Here is a 16123-nt window from a genome sequence, read left to right as displayed (position 1 = left end):
CGGGATCAGGCCTCGGCGCAATTCCAGCAGGTAGGCATCTCGGAGTTCCAGGACTCGCAGGTATGGCCGATACAGCTGATGGGCTGGCCATTGCTCACCTGCACGCCGCCGCAATCGAGGCCGCTGCCGCCTTTTACCCCGGCGCTATGCCAGGTATTCAAAATACTGATGGCTTCTTTGTTGAACTGCAGCCTGGGCAGGCCGGTTTTTTTCTTTTTCATAAACAATGGGAATAAAGGGGGTGATTAAATTTTCTTCAGTTCCCCGCAGCGGGGACATCAGGCAATGCAAATGGTACCGGTTAATTTTAGCACCAGATACAGATATCCTGGTTCGGGGGCGTAGTATTGCAACTGCCGGCGCCGGCTACGGTTACACAGGGCAATTTGCGGCTGGGCGCAGCCCCGCCGATAAGCACTTGCTGCTGCCGCAGGTTCAGTTCGGCCAGCACAGCTTTATTCAGAAATAATTTACGGGAGAGACCAGCACTTTTCTTTTTCATAAAAATTTGGTTTTTAAGTGAATAAAAGGAAATGATAAGCCGGGTAAAAACGGGGCAAGCCCCGGAGTACGCTGCATAAGCAGCGGCAACAAAAATAAATTTTCACATATTAATAAAAAATACCGGATTCCTGGTATTTTTTATTTTTTTAATAAGAACTTTGCGGCGCAAAATATACCGACCGATACCCGGTGCAGGAGGATAAAAGTGCTGCAAGCCTGCTGCGGAGGCCGGTTTGTATAGCCTAATACTATATAGAAACCTTTTATCATTAACCTTGGTTTTTGCAGGTTTTTGGTTGTAACTTTGCAGGCTTAATCACAGGTAATGCCCTATATCCCATGGGCTGAGATGTTATGGAAAACAGTACCGAATACTTAGAAGAGATTGCCGGTAAAGAATACGAGCATGGTTTCGTTACCGACATCGAAATGGACATATTGCCACCCGGCCTTAATGAAGATACCATTCGCTTTATTTCAAAGAAAAAAGAAGAGCCCGAATGGCTGCTGGAATGGCGCCTGAAGGCTTTTCATGCTTTTGAGAAAATGGACCTTCCCGGCTGGCAGAACTTTAAAATGCCCGACATGAACTTCCAGGGCATTTCTTACTACGCTGCTCCCAGTTCCAAACCTAAATACGACAGTCTCGACCAGGTAGATCCCGAGCTGCTGGCCACTTTTGAAAAGCTGGGCATACCGCTTTCCGAACAGAAAAGCCTGGCCGGTGTAGCCGTGGATGTGGTATTCGACAGCGTGTCGGTAAAGACCACCTACAAGGAAGAGCTGAACAAACTGGGTATTATATTCTGCTCCTTCGGCGAAGCCGTTAAAGAGCATCCCGAACTGGTAAAACAATACCTGGGCAGCGTGGTACCGCACAGCGATAATATTTTTGCCGCACTGAACGCCGCGGTGTTCTCCGATGGCTCATTCGTATACATACCCAAAGGCGTACGTTGCCCGATGGAACTCTCTACCTATTTCCGGATCAATGCGCAGAATACCGGCCAGTTTGAACGTACGCTGATCGTAGCCGATAAGGAAGCTTATGTAAGCTACCTCGAAGGCTGTACCGCACCGATGCGCGACGAGAACCAATTGCACGCCGCAGTAGTAGAGATCGTGGTGATGGATAATGCCGAAGTAAAATACTCGACCGTGCAGAACTGGTACCCCGGCGATGCGGAAGGCAAAGGCGGTATCTACAACTTCGTAACCAAACGCGGCATCTGCAAAGGCGCCAACGCGGTACTCTCCTGGACCCAGGTAGAAACCGGTTCGGCCATTACCTGGAAATACCCCAGCGTGATCCTGCAGGGCGACAACAGCTATGGTGAGTTTTACAGCGTAGCCGTTACCAAAGGCAAACAGATTGCCGATACCGGCACCAAGATTTATCACCTGGGCGCCAATACCCGCAGCCGCATCATCTCCAAAGGGATATCGGCAGGTAATGGCCAGAACAGCTACCGCGGCTTGGTACAGATCGGCAGCAAGGCAGACAACGCACGTAACTTTACCCAGTGCGACTCGATGCTGATCGGCGACCGTTGCGGTGCGCATACCTTCCCTTATATCGAATCCAGGAACAATACGGCGACGCTGGAACATGAGGCTACGACGTCGAAGATCGGCGAAGACCAGATCTTTTATCTCAATGCCCGCGGTATCGATACCGAAAAGGCGGTGGAGATGATCGTGAACGGTTTTGCCAAAGAAGTACTGAATAAACTGCCGATGGAATTTGCCGTAGAAGCACAGAAGCTGCTGGCGATATCCCTGGAAGGCAGCGTCGGTTAAGACCCGGCATTCATTTTTTGTGATCAACCTTAATTAAAAAGGCCCCCGTGGCTTTGAGCTTATATGTTATCAATTAAAAACCTGCACGCAGGAGTAGAAGAAAAAGAAATACTGAAAGGGCTTAACCTCGAAGTAAAAGCCGGCGAAGTTCACGCCATTATGGGTCCCAACGGCGCGGGAAAAAGTTCGCTGGCCTCCGTACTTTCCGGCCGCCAGAACTACGAAGTGACCGAAGGCAGCATCAGCCTCGATGGCAAGGACCTGCTGGACATGTCGCCCGAAGACCGTGCCCGCGAAGGTGTGTTTCTTGCTTTCCAGTACCCGATCGAGATCCCCGGCGTATCGAATATCAACTTCCTGAAAACAGCCATGAACGAGATCCGCAAGTATAAAGGCCTTGAGGCTATGACTGCGAAAGAGTTCCTGGCCCTGTCCAAAGAAAAACAGAAACTCGTAGAGTTCGATGCCAAACTGGTTAACCGTTCGCTCAACGAAGGCTTTTCCGGCGGTGAGAAGAAAAGGAACGAGATCTTCCAGCTGGCTATGCTCGAACCTAAGCTGAGCATATTGGACGAAACCGATTCGGGCCTCGATATCGATGCCCTGCGTATCGTTTCCCGCGGCGTAAACAAACTGCGCAGCAAGGACAATGCGTTCATCATCATTACCCACTACCAGCGCCTGCTGGACTATATCGTTCCCGATTTTGTACACGTACTGAGCGATGGCAAGATCGTAAAAACCGGCGGCAAAGAACTGGCCCTGGAACTCGAAGAAAGGGGTTATGACTGGATCAAAGAAGAAACAGTGAGTTAATTTGCTGATGTAGGGGTGCATCGCACCGGTGCAGCATGAAAATCTATAAAAATGATAATGACCAATCAAATAGAAACGCCGTTATACGAGCGCTTTGCGGCTAAGTTTGAAATTGCCTCTTTACAAAGCGGCAACGAACACTTGCGGGCATTGCGCCAGGAAGCTTTCGATATATTCAGATCTACTGGTTTTCCTTCTGTTAAAAACGAGGAGTGGCGGTTTACCAATACCCTGCCCTACCTTAAAGAAGCCTACGACCTGGAAGTAGTTACCAGCGAGCTGTCCAAAGAAGCTTTCGATCAGACTGCAAAACTGATCGCCGCCCACCTGGACGAGGTGCAACATTCGATCAAAGGCGAGCAGAAAGGCGCTTACCGCCTGGTTACGGTTAACGGCCGTATCAACAACGACCTGTCCGTACTGCCCGATGCTAAGGACCTGAAGATCCTTTCGTTCCTGGATGCAGAGCATGAGCCTGCTTTTGAACAACACTTCGGCGCTATTGCCACGGTTAAGGACAATGCCTTTACCGCTTTGAATACCGCGTTGTATACCGACGGCCTGTATCTCGAAGCGCCTAAAAATAAAGCCCTCGACAGGCCCCTGCATATCGTTAACGTAATCCTGGCCGACTCGGCTGTATTCCTGCAACCACGTCACCTGATCGTGGTAGCTGCAGGCGCATCGCTCGAGATTATCGAAACCGTAATTACCGACAAGACCACTAACCCTGTTTTTGTAAACGGTGTAACGGAAATCGCAGTAGCCGAAAACGCGCACTTCCACCATTACGATATACAGACCGGCAGGGAAGGTATCCGCCTGGTACATCGTACCGAAGCCACACAGGCTGCAGGCAGCAATTACAGCAACTATACCTTTACCTTACCCGGCGCAGACTTTGTACGCAATAACCTGAGCCTGCACCTGAATGCCGCAGGTCTTGAAAGCCATCTGTATGGCCTGTACCTGACCGCAGGCAGCCAGCTGGTCGACAACCATACCGAGGTACACCATAAGTTCCCGCATGGCGAAAGCAACCAGTTGTATAAAGGCGTATTGCTCGACAAGTCTAAAGCGGTGTTTAACGGTAAGATCTATGTATACCAGGATGCCCAGAAGACCAATGCCTTCCAGCAGAGCAACAATATCCTGTTCAGCGAAAAGGCTACAGTAAATGCCAAGCCGCAGTTAGAGATCTTTGCAGACGATGTAAAATGCAGCCACGGTACTACTATCGGGCAGATCAACAAGGAAGCCCTGTTCTACCTGCAAAGCCGCGGTATCAGTGCACAGTCGGCCAAGAAGATGATGGTGAATGCCTTTGCCTTCGACGTTACCGAAAAGGTAAAAATACCCGCATTACGCACCTATCTCGAACAGCTGATCGCTGCCGAAATGTCGAAACACGAAGAAGCCTGACCTGAGTAAAATATACCTGTAGATAAAAACACCCGCTTATCGCGGGTGTTTTTTTGCAGGTACTCGTTTGGTCGTCTATCTGATCAGCGTCAGGTCGCCGCGGTAAGTTTTAAGCGCACCGTCGGGCAGGGCCAGCTGTATATAGTAATAGTAAGTGCCCAGGGGCATCTGTTTGCCCCGGTAGGTTCCGTCCCAGCCGTTCTCGTTGATACCGGCTTTATATATCTCTTCCCCCCAACGATCGAAAATGCTGAAGGCCATAATACGCTGGTGTATGAGGTTGCCTACCTTGAACACATCGTTGACGCCATCGCCGTTAGGACTGAACGCGTTCGGGATAAATGCATTTTCATTAACGATCACTTTTACCAGCACAGAATCCTTATTGGTACAACCTGCCGCGGTATAACCGTTGGCCACGTACCAGGTGCTCTGTTGCGGCGAAGCTACCGGGGCAGCAACCCTTGGGTTATTGAGCGAAGCGGCCGGCGTCCAGATATAATGCAGGGCGCCTTCGGCAAACAGCTGTATGCTTTGCCCGTAATAGATGGTCGTATCGTTATTGAGCACAACCGTGGCCGGCGTATCGTTTACATAGATCGAGGCATTGAGCGTATCGGAGCATTTGAAATAGTCGGCAATGATCACACTGTAGTCATGCTGGCCCAGGCCGGGCGTAACGTTTGGCGTATCGCAGTTGATACAGGTAAAGCCGGAGGGCAGCGAAAAATCACTGTTGTACCAGTTGTACGTATAACCGCCGGTACCATTCAACCGCACTACATCGCCCAGGCAGGCTTCGGTACGTGCCGGGTATACTTCAAAATCTTTCTTAGCTACATAAACCAGGATCGAATCTTTAACCTCGCAGCCATAACGCCCTTTGGTCGATACGGTATACCAGCGGGTAGAGTCGGCAAACACGCCTGTAGATGCGGCTCCGGGGTTATCCATTCCGGCAGGCGGTGTCCAGGCGTAGGTATAGTTGGTTTCCGGCATACCGGTAAAGGACAAACGGATATCCGGCCTGCGGCTATTGGTGACCACCGTGCCTACGTTGTTGCTGCAGGCGCTGCCCGCTGCCGTTTGCCCCGAACTGATAGACGAGCGGTAGGGCGTGGTTACATAATAGATAGGCAGCATAGGCGCCGAGGCCGAGTAGGCGGGCGTTACACCGCTGTAGCAAAACTGCACGACCAGGTTCTTAGCCGTATCGTAATCGTAAGGTACGGTAAAGGTAAATTCGTTCCAACCCGGTTGCAGAGTGACGCTCGGCGCGGAAAAAGTTTCGACCAGGCCGGTTTCAAATTCATTCTGGAAGGGCGATACAAACTCGAACTTGTCGGTACACCGCATAGCGATCTTTACGTCCTGGTAGGTGGGATTGACACCGCCGGACGGCGCGTAATGCAGTGCCAGCTTCTGTATACTCCCGGGCAACATGCCTTCATGCCGCAGCTCTTCCTTACGGTAGATGGTCTGCATACGCTGGGTACGATAGAGCTGGTAGAAAGGTCCCCAATATTCGGCATAGGTATAATGAATATTGCTGGAGCTGCTGTTATTGCTGCCCTGTGCCATTTCCATCACATGCAGCCCGGTAGACGATACAGGGCTGTAAGCGCCACAGGCAACGGTTTTGAGCGGCTTAAGCCCCGAAGCGGTTGCATTCAGCATTACATAAGCCCCGCCATCACAGAGCGCAATGGTATCGGGCGATACGTCCAGCCTGGTAGACCGGTCGCGGTATACCCATGCCGAATCGACGGTACGGCAACCGTTGTTGAGGTTCGAATGTACGATGTACAGCGTGGTATCCTGGGGCGTAACGATGGTGGTATCGCAGGTGGTGCAGGAGAAGCCCGAGTTCATAGGCACCGAAGACCAGGAGAACTGCGTACCACCGATACCGGCAAGCCGTGTAGATGCTCCAGGGCAAATGAGCGTATCCTCTACCCAGATCTGGGCGCCGGGTTTTACATAAACCGGGAAGCGGTACGAACGGATAACCGGCATACCGGTAGCCGAACAGGTAGAATCTTTTACATTCACCACGAAGTTATGATAACCGGTATCATTGCCCTGCGGCCGCCATTGTACACAACCCGATACATTGTTGGAGCCTTGTCCCGTATAGGTTACAGCCGCTCCTTTCAACATCGCGCCGCTATTGTCCGTAACCTGCAGTACCGTACCTGCGGCTGCTGTAGCCTGGAAGCAGAAGTTGGCTTCCGTATTGCCACACAACATCAGGGTATCATTGCTCATGGTACCGCCGGTTATCGTAGCGGTATTCATATTTACGGTAAAGGGCGGCGTGGTGCAATTGCGGATATCCAGGCGGGAATCGCGCATCACCGAACCGATCAGTGTACCGTTACGGTATTTCTCTACGATATAGGCCAGGTAAGCCCGCTGGCTGCCGGCCGGTGTAAAACTCATATCGCCCGTGGCTGCGTTAAGGCTATAACTATTATTGGTGGCAAAGGGATTATTGTTGGTGTTGTAAGCCATGTTGGAAAAGGACATGGTCAGCGGCGGATAGCCGGCACAAACAACAAAAAGATCGGCGGTCGCACTTCTCGGCTGAATGGTACGATAGACCAGCGAGTCGCCGTCGGGATCGATCACCCCGCCGTTATAGCTGAAGCTACTGCCGGCGCAGGCATACACCGGCGGCGGTACGGTAAAGTAAGGAGAGGATTGTTTTTTGGCAACCGTGTTATCGATCACAGCCTCTATGTACAGGTTGTTGTCGGGGTAAGGCAGTACCACCAGGTTAGAAGGCGTATTCATATCGCGCTGTACGATGTTGACGGAAAAGAGCCATTTGTTGCAGGGTGGTATGGTTACTTCGCCGGAATACCACCAGGCACGGTACATCTCGTTGGTAGAAGTAGGATCGTTACAGGTATTACTGATTCCGGCACAGCCCGCATCTACAACCTGGCCGTTGGGCCGGCCATCGGGCGTGGATACCATTTTATCCAGGCGCTTGGTAGACCAGATACCGCCACAGGTTGTATTGCGGTAACAGAGGCTTATCTGGTTCCATTCCGGGAAGCCGCCGCAGCCCCGGTAATACTTAAAATAAAACCGGTAGGTAGAGTCGTTTACATATTCATAGGTCAGCTCGCCGCCCCCCGCATCGACAGCGCCAGCCCTTTTGCTGCATACCAACTGCAGCAAGATTACGATCAGCGCCATCCCAATGTGTATCTTCTTCATCTTAGTTTGTTTTATTCGTTTAGGTTGTAGCCTACCGGAGCAGGGTTACATTACCGGTATAGTTTTCCATTCGTGCGTTCTTCAACACCACATCGATCTTGTAGAGGTATACACCCTGGGGTTGCTCTGCCCCGTTAAAGCGGCCGTCCCAGCCACGGCCATCGGTTTTGTCGGTATCGAATACCACCTGGCCCCAACGGTTAAACACCTTCATGGAGAAGCCTGTTACACCTGCTGACAATAACTGACGGGGAAAGAAATAATCGTTGATCCCATCGTCATTAGGCGTAAAGGCATTGGGAATATCGATATAACAGTCTTTACGCACTTCCAGTACCTCGCTGGTGGTACAGTCGTCGGGCGAAGTAACGCTGAGCGTATAAGTGCCCGGCTGCCGTACCGTTATACTATTGCCCGTCTCGCCGGTACTCCAGCGGTAAGTACTGCCCACGGGCTGTCCGTTAAGTTCGGTCAATACCAATGGAGATCCATGCAGACAAAGGCTGGAATCGGCGCCCAGGTTGACATACGGCATGGCAAAAACAATGACCGTATCCTGCAGTACCTGTTCGGGGCAAGTGCGGAACATTACGGTAAGCGTTACCGGCATTACACCGGGCCGGTCGTAGGCATGGCTTACCGGGCCGGGTTGTGCGGCGAAACCAGTCTGGTCGCCAAAGGACCAGGAGAGTTGTTGTACTGTGCTGTCCGCTATACCCCGGGGTTCGAAACGGATTGTATTCCCCATACAGATACGGTTATTATCTTTAGTTAGCGACAACTGGTATATACTATCGATCACGATCTGCCGGTAGCTGGTATCGGTGCAATGAGTACCCGTACCCACCAGCATTACCCGGTAGCTGCCGGCATTGCCGAAGCCATGCTCCGGGCTTACCTGTACGGAGTTGGACCCATCGCCGAAATACCAGCGGAAGCCGGTGAAGTAAGGATCGGAATTATTTTGAAAGGCGACAGCCTTGCCCTGGCAGGCAAGCGTATCGGCTGTAAACGAGGTTTCGTATACATCCTCCCCGATACTGATATCCAGCTTGGTATTACAGCCGCCTGCCGAGGTGATCAGCAGTTTGTAATTACCCGGTGCAACATCGGGCAGGGTATCGGATACAGACAGTACATTGCCCGCGGTATCGGTCCAGGTATAGGTGTAACCGGTGGTATCGCCCTGGGCCGGTATAACCCATGCACTGCCGTTGGCCTGTTGCCGGCAGCTGTTCTTCGTAAGTACAGAGGGGAAAAATGTTTCGAAGCTGTCGATATTATAAGAGCAGGGACTGGTATAGTAACGTACCGTATAGAGCCCGGGCGTATTCACGACCAGCAGGCTCCCCGTGTCGCCGTTGCTCCAGGTATAGCTCCAGCCATTGGTATTCGTGGCTTCCAGCAGGATGCTGTTGCTAAAGCACACATCGCTGCGGTAGTGCATGCTGTGCAGGGTATCTTTACTGAAGCTGAATACCGGTACGATATTGGGCAGGCTACCCAGGGCCGAGGTACCCGGCAGCAGCATTACCGCGTTGGCCGTATAACCGGCAGCCGTGCCCGGCAGGTTGGGCGTGTTCAGTGCCGCAAGATAATTGGGACTGCCTGCGAGATAATCGTTTGCTTTAAAGTAGATCTTGCCATTGGGCGCAATCTTGAGATCCGTCATGGATGCTGCGCCGATATTCGTTTCTGAAGCCTGTATCGCCGCTGCATTGCCCGAAGCCAGGTTGTACTGGAAAAGGTGCTGAAAACCACCGGCTACATAGAGTTTTGAGTTATCGGGCGAGAAGCATACGCTGTAGCCGCCATAGGCAGGCAACAGGTTGATGGGGTTGGAAGCCAGGCCCGTTGTGACATCGAAGTCGAACAACATAGCGCCGTCAAGCCCCTGCCCGTATACGTTACATTTGGTAGCCGCCAGCTTTTTACCGTTGGGCGATATAGCCAGGTTACCGGTGAATAATTGCGCCATACCTACAGGCGATGTTACAGGCACGGGATCCACTACGGTAAAGTTGATCTCGTAGGCCCTGATCTGTGCATCTACCGAGCAGGTGATCACCCAGATGTTACAGCGATCGCCGGCTACGGCTGTCATACGTTCGGACAGGCCGCCGTCTACAAAAACCCCTTTCTTATTAGGCACCACATCGCCCATACCGCCGTTGAGACTCATATCGACAATGCTGTAGTACAACTTGCCGGCGTTACCCACGCCATTCTGCTCCATGGAGGTGAGCGAGAATACATAATATTGTTGGGTATTGCCGGGCATCGGTATGATCAATGCACCCTGCGAAGCACTGGATGTAACAGAATAAGAGGTAACACTTGCAAGTCCGGTAAGATCGGATCCGTTGGGCATCAGGTTATGGTTCCGGTCCCATACAAAACTGCCTTCGGTATAAAACAGCAATTGCCCGGTAACGGGGTCGCATACGGAGGCTTCGCCTTCGCCAAACCCTTGCATGGCCGTCTGGAACGCAACCGGCGTGCCGGAACTGAAATCCAGGCCCGCATGATTGCCGAAGGCCCATTTATTTTCCTGCTGGGCGCAGAGCGTTATAAAAGCAAGGCACAGCAACGTGGTAAAAAGTCCTGATCGGTATAATACTGACATGGTATAAAAAAATTTTAAAACAGTCCCGCAGGCCGGGCGGCCCGCGGAACTGCAAAATCATCGGGATGCCTTATCTATTCCAGCGTCCGGCATAACGATAAATGGGGATAACCACTTCCCGTTGCTAGTGTATAGCTATTTTACCGGTTACACTACGGCCGTCTGCTCCAAGCGTAATAAAGTAGATGCCTTTCGCGTAACCATCCAGGTTTAGTTTGATCACCTGTCCCTGTTCCAGTACAGGCAAGACAAGCGTTTCCAGTACCTGCCCGGTTATATTCGTTACTTTAAGCGTAGCTTGCCGCACACCTTTACCATCGTATCGTACAGAGGTTATACCCGTAGTAGGGTTGGGGAAGATGTGGATAGCGCCGAGGCTATGAGCGATATCGCCTATCGATACGAACTTGTCGAAACGTAACCAATAGTCCTCCGTTTCTCCGGAAGTGTAGATGCCGCAAGCCTCGTCTGACGGCGCATTGGCGCTGGTATCGTTGTTAACGATCAGGCGCATGCCCACGGACTGGCCGGTGATCACACCGGAAGGAATGGTGATCTGCCCGGTTTTATGCCAGGTAGTAGCAGTCGAAATCGTGGAATACACACGTTCGGCAGGTATATCATAAGTACCATTGCCATTATAGTCGATGAACAGGGTTATTTTGGCATCGGCATGGTCGTTGCGTAACAAAGTATGATCTATTGTAAAATTATAGGTGCTGTCGGCCCAGAGCTGTACCGGCGCCAGGTAGGTGCGGCTGGTATACTTACGCACGGCATCGGGGTTATTGAGGTGCCCACCGGTAAGCGGGAAGCTCATCGATGCAAAGCTGAAGCCGCCTATATCGCTGCTGTCTGCCTTACCGGCAAAGCCGCCATCGGCATAACTTACGCAATAGCAGGCATTGCTGAGGTTAACGAGCACCGAGTCGGAATAGGAATTGCTTGCCGTAGCATTGCATACCGTCTTTACGCGATACCACTGTTTAGCGGTAAACAATTGTGCCAGTACATTTACGTTATCCGCCCCCGTTATATCGGTCCAGGTTGTTCCGTTTGCAGACTGCTGCCAGGTACGGGTTGTTTGTCCTGAGGTGCTGTCATAACCGGTGTGGGTAAGGGTAAACGGATAACCGGGACAAGCCAGGCTATCGGAAGCTGTTATGGTACCGGCTGCGGCACTTCCGTTACAAGGCATGTTCCAGAGGTGTACCAGGTAGTCTTCGGTCTCGCCATAGCTGTAAGGCCCGCAGGGCTGTATCAGCGTGGTATCATATACATCGTTGGTTACGATACGCATACCGGTTATACCTGCTGCGGCTGTAGCTGGTATAACGAAGGTGGCAGAATCCACGTAAACACTGGCCTCTTTGGTATGCCCCATTACCTGTTCAGCAGCATCGAAAGTACCGTTATGGTCGAAGTCGATCCATACTTTGGTATAGGTCTTACCCATCTGCGGGAATACATTGGTCCCATTACTGGTAAAGAAGGTCAGCAGCAGTTTATAGGTGCTGTCGCGATACATATCTGCGGGTGCCACATGGGTATAATCGGTATAGTGTTTTTTGGCCTGCAGGTTGTTGGTTGCCGGCAGTGGGTTACCATTATCTACCATGGGTGTTGTGGCAGCCGGGGCGAATACTTTTACATTGCCGATATTCAGACCGGGACTGGCCACCGTAGAACCGGAGTTACAGTAACAATTAAAGAAAGATTTAAGCGCGAATAATTGCGGCGCCGTGGTATCGCTTTGCCCGCTATTGGTACAGGTGAGGATACAACGGAACCAGGTAGGTGCGTTTAAGGGCGTGGTCGGATGCTCGACATTGCCGCCGGCAACGTCTGTCCAGGCAATACCGTCTGTGGTTTGCTGCCAGCGCCAGTTCAGCCCGGCTACCAGCGAAGATCCGGAGAGCGAAAGGGTTACGCCTGCGCCGGGGCAAGCTGAGCCAGAATCCACAGTACCCGCTACAGGCTTACCATCACAAGCAGGATAAACATGCACGTTATCGATACCCATATCGAAATCACCAGACTGGCTGCCGGAACTGATTGACTTGAACTGGATAATGGTATTGGCGCTGGTAGATGGGATCTGCACCACATACGACTGCCACTGGGCGTTTACGCCCATAGAACCAAAGGTGGCCAACGAATCGTAGGTAGTCCCGTTATTGGAAGAAGAAAGAATCTGCAGGTTGTTGTTGGACCCGGTTTTGCTCATATAGTCAAAACGTAACTCCTTATTACCGGTACCGGTACAGTTAACGTGCAACAGCAGGCTACCCGTACCCGGGCCTTTGGAGCTCTGGATACGCGCAGAGTGGCTGCCGGTGGAGCTCACGGGGTTATAGTAAAGCGGGTTCACATCATAAATCCAGCCCGCAGTTGCTCCCTGGTCTTCGCGGCGCCAGGAGAAAGGCCCGTCAGCATTTACGTTCAACCACGAAGAGTCCGGTGCATCGCTGGTCAGACAGCGGTCCATCCAGCTTTCAAAATCCTGGGTATAGGGTAATACGGCAAATACCGGATCGGGTGCGGGATTTACAGTAACCTCGTTGCTGGTAACAGAAGCACTGGTAGTAGGGCATGAAATAACGGCACGGTATTTTACGGATTGCCCGGCAACGATCTGCGCGTTATAGGCCACACTATTGCCGCCCGGGCTTATATTTCCCCAGGGACCGTTATTGACCGACTTTTGCCATTGTACACTATAAGCGCCGGGGGGTACGCTACCCAATTGCAGTAATTTGTAGTTGCCATCGCAACCCTGCAATGGACCTGCCGGCGTGATCGTCATCGTAGCGGGTACGCCGCTGCAGGTTACCGGCCGGAAAGACATTTTGATATTGGGCCTTAACCGTATACCGCCGTTGGCGCCGGTATAGACGCCGCAGAGCGGGGTCAGGGCTGTGGCCGCAACCCAGGTATTAGGCCCGGTAGTAGGATTGCTTAACCTTACAGTACCGGAAATAGGTGCGGTAACCGTATCGGAGCAGATATCGAAAACAATGTTGTCCACACCGTTCCAGTATAAGGGAGTCTGGAAGTGCATCCAGGTCCAGCCGGCGACCGGCATGAAACTCGCCTGGTTGAAAAGTTGTGTGAGGTTGTTACCCGAAAAGGCGCTAATGGAATCCGTGTTATGCAGCTTACCCTTGATGGTATAATTGATCAGCGGCCGGCTGGGTACCGTAGCCACATCCCAGGCGATAGAGTCGATCATGCCCGGCGCCGTAATGCCGGCAGCGTTAATACTGGCGGCGCTGTATACCACCTGTATATGCACATTCTTAGGCGCCGTAGCCGGGTTAAAGATTGCCATACCTCCCACCGAAACCGGGTTATACAACGTGGAGGAAAAGGTTCCGGTACCGATCGTAATGACCTGGGCAACCACCCGCTGCAAAGGCAGCAGGCTACAGAGCAGCAATAAAAGCGCGCCCGTTTTTTGTATTAGTTTCTTCATGAACAATTGAATTGATGATTAGTGATCAAAATTTCTAATCCAAAACTATCTATTGCTCCAGCCAGAAAACAGAGTATTACTACTCCTATTTAAAAAACGGGCGTTGCCGGCTTAAGCTACAGGTCAACACCAATGCGGCATTACAAAAAAAATATATAGAGTACTACTACTCTATAATTTTTAAACAATTCTTTCAATCTTGCGCCTGGTTACCATTCTCTTAAATCAAATGCCGGCCTTATTTACCTACTGCCATAACTCTTTGCCGCGGGCCTGCCGTTCCTGCTATACCTGGCTGCTCGTGCTGCTGTTGTACCTGCTGCCGGGCAGGGGGCTGTATGCACAGGAGTTTAAAGCCGATGTGCGGGGCACCGCCCCGGTATTGCGTATGTGGATGCCGAAACAGCCTCCCGATGCCCTTGATTCTATTAAAAAGGAAAACCTGTTCCAGCAGGGCACCCTGCTGCAATGGACCTATCCCGACAGCGCTATGACCTTGTTCAACCGCTTGTTCCAGCAGAGTATCGCTACCGGCAACTATTACTTCGCTTCCCTTTCCAAGATATCGATGGGGCTGGTGGCTATGGGCCAGGGCGACTTCCACTCCTGCTTCAGCTACTATAAAGAAGCTTATCATTACATCCGTACATCGGGCAATGACCGGAAGCTGTTGCCCAAGCTGTTTGTCAATATCGGCGTCACCTATTTCGTACAGGAAAATTATGAGAAGGCCATCGAATATTATTCCGCAATTATCCAGTACATGCAACAGGTAATGCCTGAAGACCGCAATATGGTAATGGCCTACAGTAATATTGCAGATGTCCTGATCCATATGGACCAGTACGATAACGCGGCCTACTACCTCGACCTGGCAGAAACGCTCATGCTGAAGAAAAAGAAACTGGAAAGTATATATGGGTATGTATGGATCAACAAATCGGAAGTAGCCCTGATGCGCAAGGATTATAAAGCCTGCGAAGCCTATTCAGCCAAGGCCCTGGCCAATGGCTTAAAGTCGGGCAACGAGGAACTGCTGCAGTCCTGTTATATTATCCGTACACGCCTTTACCTGGCGCTCCACCAACCGGAGAAGGCTATCCCCTACCAAAGCAGGGCATTGCGCAGTCCCAGTAATGCAGCCTACCCGTTTTACTCTATCGTAGCGCCTTATTATACCCTGGCGGATGCTTATTACCAGGCCGGCGACTTTAAGAATGCAGAACTGGCACTGTTTATAGCGCTGGACAAAGCCGAATCGTCCGGCATCCTGTCGGGCAAGCTGAAAGCCCTGAATACCCTCGTAGCTATTTATGAAAACACCGGGCGCTACCAGGAAGCCCTTGCCCAGCAGCATGTAGCCAATGCCCTGCGCGACAGCATACAAAACCGCGAAAGCCTGAGAATAGCAGGGGAACTGGAAGCCCGGTTCCGCAGCGAACAAAAAGACAAACAAATTGCACAGAAAGAATTCCTGATCGAAAAACAACAACGGGATATAGAACACAAGAATACCCAGATCGTAGCCGTGGTTACCGGCCTCGGCATTATCCTGATCCTTGCGATCGCCGGCTATCGTAACTTCAGGAACAGGACCAAGATAACCACGCTTAAAGCAAAAATGGAAGGCGAAGAAATAGAACGCAGCCGTATTGCCAAAGAACTGCACGACGGTATAGGCGGCATGCTGGCCGTATTGAAAATGAAGCTGAGCCTGGACCACAGCGATGCCACTGCCGGTGTAGTGGCCCTGCTTAACGAAACAGCGGTGCAGGTACGCAAAACCGCGCACAACTTAATGCCCGATGCCATTACAGGCTTTAGCCTTAAAGAAATACTGACCTCCTACACGGGCTCGGTCAACCAATCGCTACAGCAAAACTATATCGACCTCCAGGTCAATTCCGAGATCTGTATCAGCGACCCTTCGGCCAAATTATCGATATACCGGATGCTGCAGGAGGTAATCCAGAATACGGTCAAACATGCACGGGCGGCGAAGGTCAATATCCAGATCTTTGAACGGAACGGTAAACTCAATGTGCTGATCGAAGACGATGGCATTGGTTTCGATATGGGCAAAGTAAAGAAAGGACTCGGTCTTACCAATCTCGAAGCAAGGGCCAGGCTGCTCCGGGGCAAAATTCATATCAGTTCCACGCCGGGAAGAGGCACCACAACCAGCATGGAATTCCCTTTTAGTTAAAAAATAGCAGGAAGACGCTTTTTTTTGGTATTATTGTATAGACTAA

At 51.4% G+C, this 16123-nt stretch carries 9 protein-coding genes; 4 read left to right on the top strand and 5 right to left on the bottom strand.

The features are described from left to right. Nucleotides 1–5: 5 nt before the first annotated feature. Nucleotides 6–221: a class I lanthipeptide gene (locus B0I18_RS03490; protein WP_106521250.1), complete on the bottom strand. Its 216-nt coding sequence runs from the start codon at nucleotides 219–221 to the stop codon at nucleotides 6–8. An 86-nt stretch (nucleotides 222–307) separates the two neighbouring features. Next, on the bottom strand, nucleotides 308–502 hold the full coding sequence (locus B0I18_RS03485; protein ID WP_106521249.1) for a class I lanthipeptide: 195 nt from the start codon (nucleotides 500–502) through the stop codon (nucleotides 308–310). Between the two features lie 356 nt (nucleotides 503–858). Between B0I18_RS03485 and sufB the strand changes: the two genes are divergently transcribed. The 3 genes from sufB to sufD all read left to right on the top strand — a co-directional run bounded on the left by sufB (nucleotide 859) and on the right by sufD (nucleotide 4542). Beyond that, nucleotides 859–2304: a Fe-S cluster assembly protein SufB gene (gene sufB, locus B0I18_RS03480; RefSeq protein WP_106521248.1), complete on the top strand. Its 1446-nt coding sequence runs from the start codon at nucleotides 859–861 to the stop codon at nucleotides 2302–2304. 63 nt (nucleotides 2305–2367) lie between these two features. Beyond that, nucleotides 2368–3120: a Fe-S cluster assembly ATPase SufC gene (gene sufC, locus B0I18_RS03475; RefSeq protein ID WP_106521247.1), complete on the top strand. Its 753-nt coding sequence runs from the start codon at nucleotides 2368–2370 to the stop codon at nucleotides 3118–3120. Nucleotides 3121–3177: 57 nt separating this feature from the next. Further along, a complete protein-coding gene (gene sufD, locus B0I18_RS03470; RefSeq protein ID WP_106521246.1) occupies nucleotides 3178–4542 on the top strand; it encodes a Fe-S cluster assembly protein SufD in 1365 nt (454 codons plus the stop codon). Between the two features lie 75 nt (nucleotides 4543–4617). On the opposite strand, the gene B0I18_RS03465 is transcribed toward sufD, so the two are convergent. The 3 genes from B0I18_RS03465 to B0I18_RS03455 form a co-directional block, all read right to left on the bottom strand. Continuing rightward, entirely contained in the window at nucleotides 4618–7770 is a 3153-nt protein-coding gene (locus tag B0I18_RS03465; RefSeq protein WP_106521245.1) for a T9SS type B sorting domain-containing protein, read from the bottom strand. Between the two features lie 31 nt (nucleotides 7771–7801). Then, entirely contained in the window at nucleotides 7802–10396 is a 2595-nt protein-coding gene (locus B0I18_RS03460; RefSeq protein WP_106521244.1) for a T9SS type B sorting domain-containing protein, read from the bottom strand. Between the two features lie 124 nt (nucleotides 10397–10520). Further along, entirely contained in the window at nucleotides 10521–13871 is a 3351-nt protein-coding gene (locus B0I18_RS03455; RefSeq protein WP_106521243.1) for a GEVED domain-containing protein, read from the bottom strand. A gap of 229 nt (nucleotides 13872–14100) precedes the next feature. Here B0I18_RS03455 and B0I18_RS03450 point away from each other — a divergent pair, with 229 nt between their 5' ends. Beyond that, the gene (locus B0I18_RS03450) at nucleotides 14101–16077 is read left to right on the top strand and encodes an ATP-binding protein (RefSeq protein WP_106521242.1); all 1977 of its coding nucleotides are present in this window, start codon (nucleotides 14101–14103) and stop codon (nucleotides 16075–16077) included. The last annotated feature ends 46 nt before the right edge of the window (nucleotides 16078–16123 follow it).

The sequence above is a fragment of the Taibaiella chishuiensis genome (assembly GCF_003014535.1).
In the GTDB taxonomy this organism is placed as follows: Bacteria; Bacteroidota; Bacteroidia; order Chitinophagales; family Chitinophagaceae; genus Taibaiella; species Taibaiella chishuiensis.
This window is presented reverse-complemented; position numbering and strand designations above follow the sequence as displayed.